Source organism: Acinetobacter sp. YH12058 (assembly GCF_013419805.1).
GTDB lineage: Bacteria > Pseudomonadota > Gammaproteobacteria > Pseudomonadales > Moraxellaceae > Acinetobacter > Acinetobacter towneri.
The window spans coordinates 128000-142100 of sequence record NZ_VOZL01000006.1; the positions used below are offsets into that span (position 1 = coordinate 128000).

18 protein-coding genes are annotated in these 14101 nt (G+C 41.8%); 12 read left to right on the forward strand and 6 right to left on the reverse strand.

The genetic code is table 11. The features are described 5' to 3' along the window. Positions 1 to 71: 71 nt before the first annotated feature. The gene (locus tag FTU09_RS06010) at positions 72 to 470 is read left to right on the forward strand and encodes a hypothetical protein (RefSeq protein ID WP_131261257.1); all 399 of its coding nucleotides are present in this window, start codon (positions 72 to 74) and stop codon (positions 468 to 470) included. On the opposite strand, the gene znuB is transcribed toward FTU09_RS06010, so the two are convergent. Genes znuB through FTU09_RS06025 form a run of 3 tightly spaced genes read right to left on the reverse strand, consistent with a single transcriptional unit; the run spans position 467 to position 2529 of the window. Continuing rightward, positions 467 to 1267, reverse strand: a complete 801-nt coding sequence (znuB, locus tag FTU09_RS06015; RefSeq protein WP_180060360.1) for a zinc ABC transporter permease subunit ZnuB — start codon at positions 1265 to 1267, stop codon at positions 467 to 469. The two genes, FTU09_RS06010 and znuB, sit on opposite strands and share 4 nt — an antisense overlap. Before the next feature lie 3 nt (positions 1268 to 1270). After that, complete coding sequence (gene znuC / locus FTU09_RS06020; protein ID WP_131261255.1) at positions 1271 to 2059, reverse strand: zinc ABC transporter ATP-binding protein ZnuC; 789 nt, start codon at positions 2057 to 2059, stop codon at positions 1271 to 1273. After that, positions 2035 to 2529, reverse strand: coding sequence for a transcriptional repressor (locus FTU09_RS06025; RefSeq protein ID WP_004970151.1), 495 nt, complete (start codon positions 2527 to 2529; stop codon positions 2035 to 2037). The genes znuC and FTU09_RS06025 overlap by 25 nt, the downstream gene beginning before the upstream one ends. A 135-nt stretch (positions 2530 to 2664) precedes the next feature. On the opposite strand from FTU09_RS06025, the gene FTU09_RS06030 reads away from it, so the two are divergent. The 10 genes from FTU09_RS06030 (at position 2665) to FTU09_RS06075 (ending at position 10855) form a co-directional block, all read left to right on the forward strand. Continuing rightward, complete coding sequence (locus FTU09_RS06030) at positions 2665 to 3504, forward strand: metal ABC transporter solute-binding protein, Zn/Mn family (protein WP_180079811.1); 840 nt, start codon at positions 2665 to 2667, stop codon at positions 3502 to 3504. 172 nt (positions 3505 to 3676) lie between these two features. Beyond that, positions 3677 to 4075, forward strand: a complete 399-nt coding sequence (locus tag FTU09_RS06035; RefSeq protein WP_004970147.1) for an ATP synthase subunit I — start codon at positions 3677 to 3679, stop codon at positions 4073 to 4075. A 103-nt stretch (positions 4076 to 4178) separates the two neighbouring features. Then, positions 4179 to 5054 carry a F0F1 ATP synthase subunit A gene (atpB, locus tag FTU09_RS06040; RefSeq protein WP_004970145.1) on the forward strand — a complete coding sequence of 292 codons (876 nt, stop codon included), beginning with the start codon at positions 4179 to 4181 and terminating at the stop codon, positions 5052 to 5054. An 85-nt stretch (positions 5055 to 5139) separates the two neighbouring features. Further along, on the forward strand, positions 5140 to 5385 hold the full coding sequence (gene atpE, locus FTU09_RS06045; RefSeq protein WP_000424060.1) for a F0F1 ATP synthase subunit C: 246 nt from the start codon (positions 5140 to 5142) through the stop codon (positions 5383 to 5385). 39 nt (positions 5386 to 5424) lie between these two features. After that, positions 5425 to 5895 carry a F0F1 ATP synthase subunit B gene (locus tag FTU09_RS06050; protein WP_004970142.1) on the forward strand — a complete coding sequence of 157 codons (471 nt, stop codon included), beginning with the start codon at positions 5425 to 5427 and terminating at the stop codon, positions 5893 to 5895. 14 nt (positions 5896 to 5909) lie between these two features. Then, complete coding sequence (locus tag FTU09_RS06055; RefSeq protein WP_004970141.1) at positions 5910 to 6446, forward strand: F0F1 ATP synthase subunit delta; 537 nt, start codon at positions 5910 to 5912, stop codon at positions 6444 to 6446. A gap of 40 nt (positions 6447 to 6486) precedes the next feature. Next, a complete protein-coding gene (atpA, locus tag FTU09_RS06060; protein ID WP_004970138.1) occupies positions 6487 to 8031 on the forward strand; it encodes a F0F1 ATP synthase subunit alpha in 1545 nt (514 codons plus the stop codon). Between the two features lie 83 nt (positions 8032 to 8114). Continuing rightward, entirely contained in the window at positions 8115 to 8984 is an 870-nt protein-coding gene (gene atpG / locus FTU09_RS06065; protein WP_096902733.1) for a F0F1 ATP synthase subunit gamma, read from the forward strand. Between the two features lie 29 nt (positions 8985 to 9013). Beyond that, positions 9014 to 10408: a F0F1 ATP synthase subunit beta gene (atpD, locus tag FTU09_RS06070; RefSeq protein WP_004970134.1), complete on the forward strand. Its 1395-nt coding sequence runs from the start codon at positions 9014 to 9016 to the stop codon at positions 10406 to 10408. A gap of 27 nt (positions 10409 to 10435) precedes the next feature. Further along, positions 10436 to 10855, forward strand: a complete 420-nt coding sequence (locus tag FTU09_RS06075) for a F0F1 ATP synthase subunit epsilon (RefSeq protein WP_004970132.1) — start codon at positions 10436 to 10438, stop codon at positions 10853 to 10855. Between the two features lie 79 nt (positions 10856 to 10934). Here the strand turns inward: FTU09_RS06075 and FTU09_RS06080 are convergent, their stop codons facing one another. Further along, entirely contained in the window at positions 10935 to 11525 is a 591-nt protein-coding gene (locus tag FTU09_RS06080) for a hypothetical protein (RefSeq protein WP_154321292.1), read from the reverse strand. 322 nt (positions 11526 to 11847) lie between these two features. Continuing rightward, positions 11848 to 12393: a glutathione peroxidase gene (locus tag FTU09_RS06085; RefSeq protein WP_180079813.1), complete on the reverse strand. Its 546-nt coding sequence runs from the start codon at positions 12391 to 12393 to the stop codon at positions 11848 to 11850. A gap of 285 nt (positions 12394 to 12678) precedes the next feature. Here FTU09_RS06085 and FTU09_RS06090 point away from each other — a divergent pair, with 285 nt between their 5' ends. Further along, the gene (locus tag FTU09_RS06090) at positions 12679 to 13587 is read left to right on the forward strand and encodes a DMT family transporter (RefSeq protein ID WP_096902732.1); all 909 of its coding nucleotides are present in this window, start codon (positions 12679 to 12681) and stop codon (positions 13585 to 13587) included. An 85-nt stretch (positions 13588 to 13672) separates the two neighbouring features. On the opposite strand, the gene FTU09_RS06095 is transcribed toward FTU09_RS06090, so the two are convergent. After that, positions 13673 to 13966 (reverse strand): hypothetical protein, encoded by a 294-nt coding sequence (locus FTU09_RS06095; RefSeq protein ID WP_004970123.1) that lies wholly within the window; start codon positions 13964 to 13966, stop codon positions 13673 to 13675. Between the last annotated feature and the right edge of the window lie 135 nt (positions 13967 to 14101).

Genomic DNA, 14101 nt, shown 5'->3' on the forward strand with positions numbered 1-14101 from the left:
ATAGATTGAGACATACGTTGAAAATAAAATGTATTCCGCGAGCACTTTATTGGCAACATTGGTGGATCAGCATGTTGCTTTTAAGTTTTTCAACTTTAATTGCAATTGGATTAGCGATTCACTTTTCAGTAGATAGCGTGTTTTGGCCAATTGCTTTGATGGCACATTTGAGTATCAATTTGATTTTTTCTTTTGTATTTGCCGCCTTGCAAACTTATTTTAAACATACGGTGTGGCAAAGTGTGGTGTTGATTAATATTACGGCTGTGTTGTTGATTGCCATTCATGCAATGTTTTATCTACAAAAGATAGATTGGAATGCTGTTTCAGAAAGTCAGCAGCAATTGAGTCTTTTACAGCAAGTGATTCATAGTGATATAGCACTGTGGATAGCGTATATACTGCCATTTTTGGTCGTAATGCTCATTGCTGCAATACAAAAATATAGATATTCATTAACGAAAAACTAAGCTATCTTTCTGACTTTTTGCACGCTAAAAATTACTGCAAAAATGATCGCCATAGTCATCACAATGCTTAAACCTGTTGAAATGTTTAAGCCTGCACTTGACCATAAACCTACGCTGACTGCAATTTGCGCCACAATAAACGCCCAAATCACCATTTGTTTAGGCGAGTGAGCCAATAAACGTGCGGTTAAGGCGGGAATCACCAGCAATGCACCCATCAATAAAGAGCCGACTGCACGTAAAGCCAATACTGTAAATAATGCCAATAACAACATAAAAATCAGACGTTGCCATTGTGCATTCACACCTTCACTGACTGCAATGTCAGGGTCAATTGCAATTTGAATTTGAGCCTGCCAAAACTTATAGAGTACCGCTAAGGCTGCAATAATGACCAAAGCAAATACGGGTAAATCTGCCCATGAAATGGTGAGTAAATCACCAAATAAATAGCTCAGCAACTCAGGACGCAAACTTGGAATATGTTGAATAAAGAGCAACCCTGAACAGAGCAAGGTCGCAGAGCAGAGCGCCAATAATGCATCATTCGGCAACCGTGGATCATGTAAAATCCATAAAACACCCACCAATAATAATGCCAAGAAGGTCACACCCATCCACAGAGGTAAACTCAACGCGCCTGCAATCGCCACACCCAATAAGGTGCCATGCGCCATCGTATCGGCAAAAAAGGACATACGTCGCCACAGCATTAAACAGCCAAGTGGGGCGGTCAAAAATACCAATAAACTGCCCATGATCCATGCAGGTAACAGCAATTGTAGCCAATCCATCATGGGTTAAGCTTCCGGTTCAGGGTGAATATGAGGACGTGAATCATGCTGACAAGGCTCGGCATGATCGCCATGGGCGCAGTGTTCATGGTGATGTTGATAAAACACCCGATTGGTTCCAAAAATAGCTTGGTATTCAGGATGTTGCTGTACATTTTCGGGCAAACCGCTACAGCAAATGTGTTTATTTAAACATACCACACGATGCGTACCTTGCATGACCCATTGCAAATCATGCGACACCATCAACACCGCACAGCCATATTTGCTCGGTAAGTTGCGCACATAGTCATACAGTTCAGCTTCGGACTGAATATCTAGTCCTTGCATCGGCTCATCCAGTACCAAAACATCAGGTTGACGTAATAAGGCGCGTGCCAATAGCACCCGTTGCCGCTCACCACCAGACAGTTGTTGTACTTTTGAATCTTGCAGTTTGGCAATGCCAGTATCGCGGATAATTTCTGCTTTAATTGCGTCTGGGCATTTTTCTAAAGCCAGTAAATCTTTCACTCTTAAAGGCAAGCTGTGTGAAGGATTAAACTTTTGCGGCACATAAGAAAAGGTCAATTTGCGAGCATTTACGAGCTTGCCTGCATTTGGTTTGACAATGCCAAGCAAGACTTTAATTAGAGTCGATTTTCCTGCGCCATTGGGGCCAATTAGCGTGACAATTTCACGTGCATGTAATTCAAAATCGACATTTTTTAAAATATCGCGCTCATCTATTCGCACCTGAATATTGTGCAAGGCGATGAGCGGTGCAGTGGTTATTTGCTGTTGCACTGCTGACATTTTCCAGAAATCTCAATAATGCTGTGATGCGGGCTAAAGCGGTCAGAGGCTGCCAACTGATCTAATTGCTCTAATAAACCTTGCGCTGAAGCTTCTTTAACGACTTTACATTCAGTACAGATTAAAAAAGCCGCTTGGTGTCCTTCACGTGGATGACAGCAAGGAATATAGGCATTGATTGAAGTCAAACGGTGAATTAGTCCTTTTTCCAGTAAAAAATCTAAAGTACGGTACACCGTTGGCGGTGCTGCAGGACGATCAGACTCACTTTTAATTTTCGCCAATAAATCATAAGCACCCATTGGTGCAGATGCCTTGAGAATGAGTTCCAACACTTCTTTACGTAGCGGTGTTAAACGAGCACCTGTTGCCGCACATAAACTTTCAGCTTCGGCAAGACGTTGATCGACATTGTGATGGTCGTGAACGCCATGTAATGCATTGTGATGCTCGTGCGAACATAAGCTCATAGCCACCCCAGTTGAACTTTAAAAGAAAAACGACAGTAAATCTTAGCATGAAGCGTTATTAGTTTCGATTATACGTAGGTATTTTTATAAATTTGTTATATTATAACATTTGTCGATTTTTCGTGATATGCCGCAATGTTTCGTTTATTTAGTTTCTGTCTTTTAGCGTTATGCAGTACTGTCAGCATGGCGAAGGCTTTGGTGGTGTCTACCCATCCTATCTATTTGATTGCCCAAAAAGTCACGCAAAATATCGAAACACCCACGTTATTACTGGCAGATCAAACAGGGCATGATGTATCGCTCACGCCTGCACATCGAAAAATCATCCAAGATGCGGATTTAATTATTTGGCTAGGTAAGGCGCATGAAGCACCGCTAGAACGTGTATTACATCAAAATCCTAAAGCGATTGCTTTATTAGATACGGGCATTATGAAAACTTTGCCGCAGCGTTCAGAACGTGGTGCAGCATTAAAAAATACAGTAGACAGCCATGTCTGGCTAGACCCAAACAATGCGGTGCGTATCGGCTTCTTTATTGCCGCGTTACGTTCTCAGCAAATGCCTGAACATCGCGATGCTTATTGGAATAACGCACGTGCCTTCGCACAGAGTTTATTCAAAAGTGCAAGTCAGTTTCAGACTCAAACTGCAGTACAGCCATATTGGGCTTATCACGATGCCTATCAATATTTAGAACGTGCCTTAAATTTAGAATTTTCTGGGTCGATGACCAATGATCCGCATATTGCGCCAACAGTCGCACAAATTAAATATTTGAACGATCACCGACCAAATCCAAAAATGTGCCTACTTGCAGAAGGACATGCCAGTAAAAATCAGTATATGAAATTGAATCCAATTGTGTTTCAAAAGGTCGATGAAAGCATGCGCGGTGCAGATGATTTTGTGCAAGCTTGGCAGCAATTAGCCAAGCAAACCAAGGCTTGTGTATTAAATGCACGAAAATGATGCGTTTTTTAAGCAAAATTGAAATATGACAATTCCGAGACAAACATGCAAAAAAACACGACTAAGGTCGGGAAACGATTGCATGTTCAGGGGGCTAACTCTATAATGCCTGCGATAAAAAACGATCATCAGTTGAACTTGTCAAGCATTAATGCTGTGAGTGGATAAAAAAATGAGCCGAACTAGTCGCTTGATTGACCGACGATTAGCTAAAGCTTTGGTCTTCTTACAAGCATTCATGATTCCAGTTTCAGCCCTGATAGCGTGGGTCTTGAAAGACTCAACGGCTGCCTTAAGCGCTGCACTTGGTGCTAGTGTTTGTTGGTTGGCAAGTTGTTATTTTTCATGGCAGTCGTTTCGAGCAGCAGGTGCACGAGCGTCCAGACAGGTTCTTTCGAACATGTATAGAGGAATGCTCGGTAAGTTTGCAATCGTGATCGTAGGATTCATTTTAATTTTAAGCAATGTACAGCCGTTATCCCCGGTGGCATTGTTTTGTGGTTTTATGCTCGTTCAAAGCATGTCGTGGGTTGCGCCATTTTGGGTGTCACGATTACAAAAACGAGTCTAAACGCAGCAAAAATTGAAAAGTTTTTCAGGAATAGGCGAGATATCAAGCAGCACGCGATGTTCGTTTGTTCTATTAGTTTTTTTACATTGACCAGGTGTGATTTATGGCTGCTGAAGAACATGCCCTTACTTCGACCGAGTATATCAAGCATCACTTGACCAATATGACCTATGGCAAAATGCCAGACGGTTCATGGAAGTTGGCTGAGTCTGCTGAAGAAGCTCAACAGATGGGGTTCACTGCTATTCACTTGGATTCAATGGGTTGGTCTATCGGACTTGGTCTGATCTTCTGTTTATTGTTCTGGATTGTTGCGAAAGCTGCAAATTCAGGCGTGCCTGGTAAATTCCAGTCAGTAATTGAAGTGATTATCGAGTTTGTGGATTCAAGTGTACGTGATACCTTCCATGGGAAGTCTCGATTAATTGCACCCTTAGCATTAACCATTTTCGTGTGGATTTTCCTCATGAACTTGATGGATTTGATCCCTGTTGACTTTATTCCTTATGTAGCTCAACAGGCGATTGCATCTATGCTGGGTGTGGACCCTCATCAGGTTTACTTTAAAATTGTTCCGACTACAGATCCAAACATTACCTTAGGTATGTCTATTTCTGTATTCTTCTTAATTATTTTCTATAGTATTCGTGAGAAAGGTGTTGGCGGCTTCGTTGGTGAGTTGGCACTTAACCCATTCAACCCAAGTAATCCAGTTGCTAAAGTGCTTTTAATTCCATTCAACTTATTGTTGGAATTGACTACTTTCTTGGCGCGACCAGTTTCATTGGCTCTACGACTGTTCGGTAACATGTATGCGGGAGAGTTAATCTTCATTCTTATCGCGTTATTACCGTTCTGGATCCAGTGGGCATTGTCTGTGCCTTGGGCGATTTTCCACATTTTGATTATTACGCTACAAGCATTCATTTTCATGATGTTGACTATCGTGTACATGAGCATGGCAAGCGAAAAGCATTAATGGTATGGCCTAACTGTCATCGGGCGGTTGGGCACACAATTTTTTAACTTAATTTGGTATAAAACCTAACCTCTGAGGAATTATCATGGAACTCACTTTAGGTCTAGTTGCAATTGCATCTGCTATCTTGATCGCTTTCGGTGCTTTAGGTACTGCGATTGGTTTTGGTCTTTTAGGCGGTCGCTTCCTTGAAGCTGTTGCTCGTCAACCAGAATTGGCTCCACAACTTCAAACTCGTATGTTCTTAATCGCAGGTCTTCTTGATGCTGTGCCTATGATCGGTGTTGGTATTGGCTTGTTCTTCATCTTCGCTAATCCATTTGTAGGTTAATCAGCTTAATTCCGAAATTCACTATTTGAGGAATTTGCAATGAATATCAACCTCACATTGTTTGGCCAAGCGATTGCATTTGCGATTTTCGTTGCATTCTGCATGAAGTTTGTATGGCCACCACTAATCAATGCGATTAGTGAGCGTCAGCGTCGTATTGCTGACGGCTTAAATGCAGCTGAGAAAGCCAAAGCTGATCTTGCCGATGCGCAAGCTCAAGTGAAAGCTGAATTAGATGCAGCTAAAGCACAAGCGGCTCAATTGATCGAACAAGCGAATCGTCGTGCAGCACAATTGGTAGAAGAAGCGCGTACCCAAGCATCTGCTGAAGGTGAGCGTATTCGTCAACAAGCGAAAGAAGCTGTTGATACAGAAATCAATTCTGCTCGCGAAGAATTACGTCAACAAGTAGCTGCGCTTGCAGTAACTGGTGCAGAGAAAATTCTTAGCCAGCAAGTTGACGCAGAAGCTCACAATGCCATGCTGACTCAGCTGGCTGCTAAACTTTAAGAGAGAGGCAGATTATGGCTGAACTCTTGACGTTGGCACGCCCATACGCTAAAGCAGCATTTGCTTACGCTTCTGAGCAAGGTGCAACTGACAATTGGTCAACAGCACTTAACTTGCTCAGTGCTGCGGTGCAAGACGAAGCATTTTCAGCTTACTTAAATCGCCCTGAGCTTACGCCTGCTGAGCAGGTGAGTATTTTTGCCAAAGTTTTAGGTGAAGACCAAACTGCAGCAGTGTCAAACTTTTTGACATTGCTTGCTGAAAACAACCGTTTGGCTTTGCTTCCTGAAATTCAAGCAGAATACGAACAGCTCAAATCACAGAATAACAATACTGTGGATGTTGTGATTGAATCAGCATTCCCATTGACTTCTGTACAAGAACAAATTCTTGCTCAAGCGTTAGAAAAACGTTTCGCTGCGGCAGTAAATGTTTCTGTAGAAGTGAACCCAGCGTTAATTGCGGGTGTGGTTATTCGTGCAGGCGACCAAGTGATAGATGATTCTGCGCTTAACAAGCTTGAAAAAATGCGGACACGTCTTTTAGCTTAATTGCGAAGACTGAACTAATAAAAGATTGAGGTATAGCGCAATGCAACAACTGAATCCATCCGAGATCAGTGCGCTCATTAAACAGCGTATCGGCGATCTGGACACCAGCGCGACCGCTAAAAACGAAGGTACCATTGTTATGGTATCCGACGGTATTGTGCGCATTCACGGCCTTGCTGATGCAATGTACGGTGAAATGATCGAATTCGACGGCGGCTTATTTGGTATGGCACTGAACCTAGAACAGGATTCAGTGGGCGTCGTTGTTTTAGGTAACTACTTAAGCCTTCAAGAAGGTCAAAAAGCACGTTGCACAGGTCGTGTATTAGAAGTTCCGGTTGGTCCAGAACTTTTAGGCCGTGTGGTAGATGCTTTGGGTAACCCAATTGATGGTAAAGGCCCTATTGATGCAAAATTAACTGATGCTGTAGAAAAAGTAGCACCAGGCGTAATTTGGCGTCAATCAGTGGATCAACCTGTTCAAACTGGTTATAAATCAGTTGATACCATGATCCCTGTAGGCCGTGGTCAACGTGAGTTGATCATTGGTGACCGTCAAACTGGTAAAACAGCAATGGCGATCGATGCGATCATCGCTCAGAAAAACTCTGGCATTAAGTGTGTATACGTAGCAATTGGTCAAAAACAATCGACTATCGCAAACGTAGTACGTAAGCTAGAAGAAACTGGCGCTATGGCGTATACCACTGTTGTCGCAGCAGGTGCATCTGATCCAGCAGCAATGCTGTATTTAGCTCCGTACTCTGGTTGTACAATGGGTGAATACTACCGTGACCGTGGTGAAGACGCGTTAATCATTTATGATGACTTGTCTAAGCAAGCTGTTGCGTATCGTCAAATTTCATTGCTTTTACGTCGTCCACCAGGTCGTGAAGCGTATCCAGGTGACGTGTTCTATCTACACTCGCGTCTACTTGAGCGTGCTTCTCGTGTATCTGCTGACTACGTTGAGAAATTCACTAACGGTGAAGTTAAAGGTCAAACTGGTTCTTTAACTGCATTGCCGATTATTGAAACTCAAGCAGGTGACGTATCTGCATTCGTACCAACCAACGTAATTTCGATTACAGATGGTCAGATCTTCTTAGAAACATCATTATTCAACGCGGGTATTCGTCCTGCTGTGAACGCGGGTATTTCTGTATCGCGTGTTGGTGGTTCTGCTCAAACTAAGATCATCAAAAAATTGTCTGGTGGTATCCGTACCGCTTTGGCGCAATACCGTGAATTGGCAGCGTTTGCTCAGTTCGCTTCTGACCTTGACGAAGCAACTCGTAAGCAACTTGAACATGGTCAACGTGTAACTGAGTTAATGAAGCAGAAACAATATGCGCCATACTCAATTGCTGACCAAGCTGTTTCAGTTTATGCATCTAACGAAGGCTATATGGCTGACGTAGAAGTGAAGAAAATCGTAGACTTTGATGCTGCGTTAATCTCTTACTTCCGTTCAGAACATGCTGCGTTAATGCAACAAATCGATGAAACTGGTGATTTCAACAAAGACATCGAAGCTGCAATCAAAGCAGGTATTGAAAGCTTTAAAGCGACTCAAACTTACTAATTTAGCATTGGCTAGTTAGGGGTTTGGTTCACGGAATCAACCTTCGGAAGCCTGAAAGGGCTTTCGAATACTAGGTTAAGCGTATGGCAAATTTAAAAGAAATTCGCGCCAAAGTTGCTAGTATCAAGAGCACGCAAAAGATTACTCGCGCGATGCAAATGGTTGCTGCTTCTAAGATGCGTCGTGCGCAAGAGCGCATGGCTCAAGGCCGTCCGTATGCCGAAAATATGCACCGTGTAATTGCTCATTTGGTACAGGCGAACCCTGAATACAAACACCGTTATATGATTGAACGCCCTGTAAAACGCGTTGGTTATATCATCGTGTCTTCAGATCGTGGTTTGGCAGGTGGCTTGAACATTAACTTGTTCAAGAAAGTTGTAAAGCATGTACAGCAACAACAAGAGCAGTCAATTGAAGTTCAGTTTGCTTTAATTGGTCAAAAAGCGGTTTCGTTTTTTAAAAACTACGGCGGTAAAGTGCTTGGTGCAACTACAAACGTAGGTGACGCGCCAAGTCTTGAACAGTTATCTGGCTCTGTGCAAGTGATGTTAGATGCGTACGATAAAGGCGAGTTAGATCGCATTTACCTCGTGTCAAACGGCTTTGTCAATGCCATGACTCAAGATCAGAAAATCGAACAACTTGTTCCTTTAGCAGCTGCTGAAGAAAACAAGACTCTTAACCGTCAATACGGTTGGGACTATATCTATGAACCAGAAGCTGAAGAGCTGTTAAATGGTTTATTGGTTCGTTACATCGAGTCTATGGTTTATCAAGGTGTGATTGAAAACATCGCATGTGAACAGTCTGCACGTATGGTTGCAATGAAAGCTGCAACAGACAACGCAGGTGAACTGATCAAGAGCCTACAACTTATTTATAACAAGCTGCGTCAAGCCGCGATTACTCAGGAAATTTCTGAAATCGTTGGTGGTGCCGCTGCCGTTTAACATTATTAGTTTGAATTGAGGAGACAGCAATGAGTGGCGGTCGTATCATTCAGATCATCGGCGCGGTTATCGACGTCGAGTTTGAACGCAACAGCGTTCCTAAGATCTATGACGCTCTCCAAGTTGACGGTACTGAAACTACATTAGAAGTTCAGCAACAACTTGGTGATGGCGTAGTTCGTACTATTGCAATGGGTTCTACTGAAGGCCTTAAGCGTGGTTTGAACGTAACTAACACTAACGCGCCAATCTCTGTACCAGTAGGTACAGCGACACTTGGTCGTATCATGGACGTTCTTGGTCGCCCTATCGACGAAGCTGGTCCAGTTGCAACTGAAGAGCGTTTACCAATTCACCGTCAAGCGCCTTCTTATGCAGAACAAGCGGCTTCTACTGACCTTTTAGAAACTGGTATTAAAGTCATTGACTTACTTTGCCCGTTCGCGAAAGGTGGTAAAGTTGGTCTGTTCGGTGGTGCGGGTGTTGGTAAAACCGTAAATATGATGGAGTTGATCAACAACATCGCTAAAGCGCACTCAGGTTTATCTGTATTCGCTGGTGTTGGTGAGCGTACTCGTGAAGGTAACGACTTCTATCACGAAATGAAAGACTCTAACGTTCTTGACAAAGTAGCAATGGTCTACGGTCAGATGAACGAGCCGCCTGGTAACCGTTTACGCGTAGCGTTAACTGGTTTGACTATGGCTGAGTACTTCCGTGATCAAAAAGATGAGAACGGTAAAGGTCGTGACGTATTATTGTTCGTAGACAACATCTACCGTTATACACTAGCAGGTACTGAAGTATCAGCACTTCTAGGTCGTATGCCATCTGCAGTAGGTTATCAGCCTACACTTGCAGAAGAGATGGGTGTTCTTCAAGAACGTATTACTTCAACTAAGTCTGGTTCGATTACATCTATTCAAGCTGTATACGTACCTGCCGATGACTTGACTGACCCATCACCTGCTACAACGTTCGCGCACTTAGACGCAACTGTAGTATTGAGCCGTGATATTGCATCTCAAGGTATTTACCCTGCGATCGATCCACTAGACTCAACTTCACGTCAGTTAGATCCATTAGTTGTTGGTACTGAGCATTACGAAATTGCTCGTTCAGTTCAAAACGTTCTTCAACGTTATAAAGAATTGAAAGACATTATCGCAATTCTTGGTATGGACGAATTGTCAGAAGAAGACAAACTTACTGTATACCGTGCACGTAAGATCCAACGTTTCTTCTCTCAACCGTTCCACGTAGCTGAAGTATTTACTGGCGCGCCTGGTAAACTTGTACCGCTTAAAGATACAATTCGTGGCTTTAAAGGTCTTCTAGCTGGTGAATACGATCATATCCCAGAACAAGCGTTCTATATGGTTGGTGGTATTGACGAAGTGATTGCTAAAGCCGAGAAACTTTAATTAGCAGCTCTAATTTAGGAGATTCTCATGGCGACTATGCAATGTGATGTTGTAAGTGTAAAAGAGTCTTTGTACTCGGGCACTGTGACTATGCTAATTGCAAAAGGTGCTGGCGGTGAACTCGGTATTATGCCGGGTCACGCACCACTGGTAACTTTGCTTCAGCCGGGTGCAATCCGCGTTCTGCTGGAAAATGGTACAGAAGAATTAATCTATGTATCTGGTGGCGTTCTAGAAGTTCAACCGCATGTTGTTACGATTCTTGCAGATACTGCAGTTCGTGCAGAAAACTTAGATGAAGCGGCAATTATTGAAGCGCGTAAACACGCTGAACAATTGTTGGCAAATCAAAAGAGCGATTTGGACTCTGCTGCTGCTTTGGCTGCTTTGGCAGAAACTGCTGCACAGTTGGAAACCATCCGCAAAATCAAAAACCGCGCACTTTAATTGTCGGTTTAAGATTGAAAAAAGCCACTCGAAAGAGTGGCTTTTTTTATGCTGTTTGGAATTGAAGCCTTATCTTTGCTTAAGATGCTGTATTGGTAGTTTCAGTAGGCTGATTTGACTCACCTTGTAAAATCATCCCCGCCAGTTTTAGCATTTCAGCTTGAATACTCCCCATTTGCTGTTCCAGTTTCTTAAAGTCCACTTTGCTTAAATCGACTTGTCCATTTAAAAATGGTGAAGCCAAAACTTGCTGATTGGCAGCCAATAAGTTTTGACGGATGGTATCAATTTCCTGTGTTTTTAAGTCTAGGCTGCTTAGTGTTTGATTGAAGCCTTGTAACTGCTGTTGTAATTGAGTCGCTGCAATTTGTAATTGTTGTGGATCTTGCGCATCTACAGCGGTTTGCAATTCAGACTTGGTTTGATTCAGTTGTTCGACATATTGACCTGCTTTGAGCTGTAGATCAGCCACATCGCGCACAATATAGAACATATTGCCACTGCTTAATGGAGCGTTGGTTGGGTTTGTATTGCTGTTGGATGATGCGTTGGAATCATCTTGATTAGTTGTTTGCGTTTGCGGCGTGTTCATTTGATCACAGGCGCTGAGTAGCAAGGCAGAACTCAATAGTGCAAACGGAAGTAGTGTCTTCGAAGATACATTTTTCATATTCATGTGATTTTTGGTACTCATTGAGAATGAATATAAAACGAAAATATGAATAAAAAACAGATTGTTGCAAAGCAATAACAAATCTTAATTTTTTTGTCTAAATCAAAAAATAGGAGTTTTAAAGAAACTCCTATGTATTAGACATCTTTCATAAATGAAAAATGATCATAAGTAATGCGTCGAATTGATATTGATAGTCCCTTCTCTTGCGCCATATATGGCTCAGGATGAGGAATATATTCCGCAAGAGGATGGGGGAGCTGAATTATTGATTTAAAGAGAATTTATGAAAGAACTCTTTAACTTGCTGAATAAAAAATTATTTAGCCAATTCAGCCTCAATCGCATCCAAAATTCGTGGGTCGTCTGCAGTTAGATCAGGCGCAAAACGTGCTACGACTTCACCTTGCTTGTTAACTAGGAATTTTTCAAAGTTCCATAAAACTTCAGGCGGATTATTTGGGGTTAAGCCATAATCGACCAAATCTTTCCACCATGGGCCTTCACCAATACGTTCAGGAATTGCTTGCGTTAAAGCCGTGTAGAGAGGATGTTTTTCTGCACCCACGACTGGAATTTTAGCAAACAATGGAAAACTCACCTGATAATTCAGTGAGCAAAATTCCTGAATTTCTGTATCGCTGCCCGGTTCTTGTGCCAAGAAATCATTCGATGGAAAGGCTAAAATTTCTAAGCCTTGTGCCTGTTTTGCTGCGTAGAGTTGCTGTAAGCCTTCGTATTGCGGGGTTAAGCCACATTTTGATGCCACGTTCACGATCAACAACACTTTTCCTGCATATTGATTTAATGTGGTTTCCGTACCCTGATTGGTTTTTACTGCAATGTCATAAACTGAAGTGCGCATAGTTGCTTCCTAGAATCTGTATTTTACCGCTACTGTTGTAACTGTAATTTTTGGGTACAGCAAGTTTTATAGCAAAGAAATTTACGACACTGATGGAATCCCGCATAGCCGTGATATTGCGCAGAAAAATGTAATTCGTATCTGCATTTTATTTTATTGATGGATAAATCGAGCGAAAAGTGCCATAAATAGACACTGGGTTTTTAGCACTTTGCATCACAAGTCAGTTATAGAAAAGGGTTTCACAGCAGGTATGCTGTTTGGTACAACAAGGATGATGAATACATGATACGGTCAGATAAAGGCGTATTTTGGGCAATTTTATTGCCATTGATTGCGGTATTGATTTGGTCTTTAAATATTGCAGTAACGAGGTATGTGGCGGAGTATATTTCACCCGTCAGTATCAGTTTTTATCGCTGGTTGATTGCTTTTCTGATTTTAACCCCGTGGATATTGCCCAAAGTTTGGCAGCAGCGTGAGTTGATTCGTCCACATTTGAAACAGTTGGCAGTGCTTAGTGCTTTTGGTTTGGTGCTGTATCAAGGTCTAAGCTATACCGCAGCCAATTACACCACTGCAACCAATATGGGCATTATTAATGCGTTTATTCCCATGTTTACGGTTTTGGTTTCATTGCTGATCTTAAAAGACATTCCGACACGATTTGCGGTTTTGGGCTGCATTATTTCATTTTCGGGTTTGTTGTATGTGATTGCACAAGGAGATTTGCGTCAACTCAGTCAGCTGACAGGACATGCGGGCGATATGCTCATGGTTTTGGCGGTATTTTTTTACGCCTTTTATGGGGTGTTTTTAAAGAAATGGAATTTAAAATTGCCGCTCATGCTGAGTCTTTATGTGCAAATTATATTCGCCTTACTTTACCATCTGCCATTTATTTTGTGGTTCGGCTTGGATCATTTAAATAGCCAAAATGGTTTAAGTGTGCTGTATGCAGGTATATTTCCTTCAATTATTGCACCTTTGGTATGGATGTTGGCCGTTCAATATTTAGGGCCAAATCGCACCAGTATTTTTATGAATTTGATGCCTGTTTTCACGGCTATCATTGCATATTTTTGGTTGGCAGAAGTGTGGGGGAGTTATCACAGTATCGGTGGATTGATTATTTTAACGGGTATTGTGTTGGCACAAATGAAAGCACGCGTACACATTCAAGCAAAAAGTTGAGTTTAATTGGTGTTTTTTTTGATCACATAAAGGTGTATTTAAAATGCCTTTTATTCAAAATTTATACAGTATTGAGTGTTATGAATTATGACAGTTTTTTTAATTTTTCTAAAATAATTGTAAAAATAGTAAGATAATTTAAATTGTTAAGAAAAAAAGATGAATCTTTCATTGAATATTTGTCTTGGATTAATAGGAAAAATCTATTTGTATAGTCGACTAAATTACTCCATAATTCACGTACTGAAAATGATCCACTGTATTCAATAATCAGTGAAATATCATTTGCAGCAAGATTTTCAAACCCTCTGGATGTGCTTTTATACACATCCTTTTTATGCTCAACCATCCCTATATGGTTGAGCTTTTTTTTATCCACTGGAGCGTAAAACCTCGTGGTTCAGCACGAGGATATAAGCGACTGGAGTAAACCATATGAACGACACGAAATGTCGTTTTAAATACTTGTAATATAGTCACTATTAAGAAAAATACTGTTAAAATAATTGGATGA

What these genes read in the sequence shown, in the direction of transcription:
- FTU09_RS06085 (WP_180079813.1), bottom strand. Translation starts at nt 12,393, where the DNA reads ATGCGCACTTCAGTTTATGACATTGCAGTAAAAACCAATCAGGGTACG.
- atpD (WP_004970134.1), top strand. Translation starts at nt 9,014, where the DNA reads ATGAGTGGCGGTCGTATCATTCAGATCATCGGCGCGGTTATCGACGTC.
- FTU09_RS06080 (WP_154321292.1), bottom strand. Translation starts at nt 11,525, where the DNA reads ATGAAAAATGTATCTTCGAAGACACTACTTCCGTTTGCACTATTGAGT.
- FTU09_RS06090 (WP_096902732.1), top strand. Translation starts at nt 12,679, where the DNA reads ATGATACGGTCAGATAAAGGCGTATTTTGGGCAATTTTATTGCCATTG.
- znuC (WP_131261255.1), bottom strand. Translation starts at nt 2,059, where the DNA reads ATGTCAGCAGTGCAACAGCAAATAACCACTGCACCGCTCATCGCCTTG.
- FTU09_RS06035 (WP_004970147.1), top strand. Translation starts at nt 3,677, where the DNA reads ATGAGCCGAACTAGTCGCTTGATTGACCGACGATTAGCTAAAGCTTTG.
- atpA (WP_004970138.1), top strand. Translation starts at nt 6,487, where the DNA reads ATGCAACAACTGAATCCATCCGAGATCAGTGCGCTCATTAAACAGCGT.
- FTU09_RS06025 (WP_004970151.1), bottom strand. Translation starts at nt 2,529, where the DNA reads ATGAGCTTATGTTCGCACGAGCATCACAATGCATTACATGGCGTTCAC.
- FTU09_RS06050 (WP_004970142.1), top strand. Translation starts at nt 5,425, where the DNA reads ATGAATATCAACCTCACATTGTTTGGCCAAGCGATTGCATTTGCGATT.
- FTU09_RS06055 (WP_004970141.1), top strand. Translation starts at nt 5,910, where the DNA reads ATGGCTGAACTCTTGACGTTGGCACGCCCATACGCTAAAGCAGCATTT.
- FTU09_RS06075 (WP_004970132.1), top strand. Translation starts at nt 10,436, where the DNA reads ATGGCGACTATGCAATGTGATGTTGTAAGTGTAAAAGAGTCTTTGTAC.
- FTU09_RS06010 (WP_131261257.1), top strand. Translation starts at nt 72, where the DNA reads ATGTTGCTTTTAAGTTTTTCAACTTTAATTGCAATTGGATTAGCGATT.
- znuB (WP_180060360.1), bottom strand. Translation starts at nt 1,267, where the DNA reads ATGATGGATTGGCTACAATTGCTGTTACCTGCATGGATCATGGGCAGT.
- atpG (WP_096902733.1), top strand. Translation starts at nt 8,115, where the DNA reads ATGGCAAATTTAAAAGAAATTCGCGCCAAAGTTGCTAGTATCAAGAGC.
- atpE (WP_000424060.1), top strand. Translation starts at nt 5,140, where the DNA reads ATGGAACTCACTTTAGGTCTAGTTGCAATTGCATCTGCTATCTTGATC.
- atpB (WP_004970145.1), top strand. Translation starts at nt 4,179, where the DNA reads ATGGCTGCTGAAGAACATGCCCTTACTTCGACCGAGTATATCAAGCAT.
- FTU09_RS06030 (WP_180079811.1), top strand. Translation starts at nt 2,665, where the DNA reads ATGTTTCGTTTATTTAGTTTCTGTCTTTTAGCGTTATGCAGTACTGTC.